The sequence below is a fragment of the Micromonospora sp. NPDC049799 genome, from assembly GCF_040656655.1.
GTDB lineage: Bacteria > Actinomycetota > Actinomycetes > Mycobacteriales > Micromonosporaceae > Micromonospora.
The window spans coordinates 1-1,911 of the sequence record NZ_JBFAMU010000735.1; the positions used below are offsets into that span (position 1 = coordinate 1).

The following is a 1,911-nucleotide window of genomic DNA, read 5'->3' on the forward strand; positions in this document are numbered from 1 at the left end:
CGCCGCCCGGCCAGTCCCGCCACCACGTCCTGCCGGGCGGCCGTCCACGCCGGCACCAGCGCGGCGAGCACCCCGGCCAGGACCGCGACGGCGGCGATCAGCAGCAGCGCCTCCGGCATGAAGCGGTACCCGCCGAAGCGCGCCTGGAACAGGTACCGCTCGCTCAGCGGACGGAACGCCACGGCCGCGGCGACGCCGAGCAGCACGCCCACGGCGGCGCCGACCGCACCCAGCACCAGCCCGTCGGCCAGGACGATCCGGCGCAGGTGGACGGCGTCCCCACCGGCCACCGCGACCAGCGCCAGGTCCCGCCGCCGCCGGCGTACGCCCACTGCGAAGGCGGGCCCGACGAGCAGCACGACCTCCAGCAGCCCGAGCCCGCCGACGAGCACGGCGGTGCTCATGCCCTCCAGGTCCATCGCCGAGGGAAAGTTCCCGTACCGGGCCTCCGTCCCGGGCGGCGGACCTGGCACGGGAATCCGGGCCTGCACCACGAAGCCGTGGTCGTTGAGCCGCCGGACCAGGTCGGCGTCGACGGCGCCGGGCAGGTCGACCAGCAGGGTGGTCTCGGCGCCTCCCGGTCGTGCCGGTGCCTCCGGCGGCAGCGCCACGACCGGGCCCAGCTGGTCCGGGAACTCGACCACCCCGACGACCGTCCAGGTGCGCGAGCCGTCCCCGGACGTCACCCGACCCCCGAGGCGGACCCTCAACCGGTCCGACGCGGCGTCGTTGACCGCGATCTCGTCGGAGCCCACCGGAGCCCGGCCGCGCAGGGACCGGGCCAGCCCGCGTCCGAGCGGGTCGGTCAGGTCGACGGCCCGGGCCGCCACGGTGTCGTCGACACGGTCGCCGACCAGGGCCTCGAAGTAGGTCTGTCGCTGCACGGGCAGCACCCGGGACCCGGCCGGGAGCAGTCCGGCAGCCGTCGCGGGATCGACCGGGCCGGCCACCGCGCTCTCGCCGTCGCGGGGGCCCCACCCGTCACCCCACGCGGTCTGCACGATCGGCTCCGCCATGGCCGGCAGCAGTTCCACGTCGGCGACGCCGAGTTGGCGGTCGATCCGTTCCGCCCGGGTGAGTTCCGACATGTCCCAGGTCGCCGCGGTGAACGACAGGCCCAGCACCGGCAGGACGATCATCACCAGGATCAACGCCGTACGCCCGCGCGCCCGCCGCACCTCCCGCCGGGCCACCCGGAGCGCGACCCGCCACGATCCGGCCGTGCCGGTGAGCCGGTCCGGCCTCACCGACCGCTGCCGGTGAGCAGTTGCGCCACGTCGCCCAGGGGCGCGGTCGAGTCGACCAGTACCCCGTCCCGCAGGAACACCACCCGGTCCGCCCACGCGGCGTGTCGGGCCTCGTGGGTGACCAGCACCCCAGCCGCCCCGGCGTCGACCCGTCGGCGCAGCAGGTGCAGCACGGCCTCGCCGGTCTGCGAGTCCAGTGCACCGGTCGGCTCGTCGGCGAGGACCAGGCGGCGCTCGCCGACCAGGGCCCGGGCGATGGCGACCCGCTGCTGCTGGCCGCCGGAGAGCTGGTCCGGGAAGCGGTCGCCCAGGTCGGGCAGGCCCACCTCGGCCAGCGCGTCGAGGGCGAGACGGCGGGCCGGTCGTACGCCGGTCCCGTCCAGTTCCAGGGGGAGCGCGACGTTCTCCACCGCGGTGAGGCTGGCGATCAGGTTGAGGTCCTGGAAGATGTAGCCGACCCGACGGCGACGCAGCCGGGCGAGGCGGCGCCGGTCCAGGTCGCCGAGCACCTGGCCGTCCACGACGACCTGGCCGGCGCTCGGGCTGTCCAGGCCGCCGGCCAGGGCCAGCAGGGTCGACTTGCCCGATCCGGAGGGGCCCATGACGGCGACCAGCTCGCCGGGCGCGACGGTGAGGCTGACCCCGCGCAGCGCGTGCACGGCCG

Annotated in this window: 2 protein-coding genes; both read right to left on the bottom strand. The window is 76.3% G+C overall.

The window, feature by feature from the left end; genetic code table 11:
- Nucleotides 1-1,247 (bottom strand): FtsX-like permease family protein (locus tag AB0I76_RS28915; protein ID WP_357042025.1); only part of this gene is annotated, 1,247 nt, incomplete at its 3' end.
- The coding region (locus AB0I76_RS28920; RefSeq protein WP_357042028.1) for an ABC transporter ATP-binding protein at nt 1,244-1,911 on the bottom strand (668 nt) is incomplete at its 5' end. The genes AB0I76_RS28915 and AB0I76_RS28920, both read right to left, overlap by 4 nt.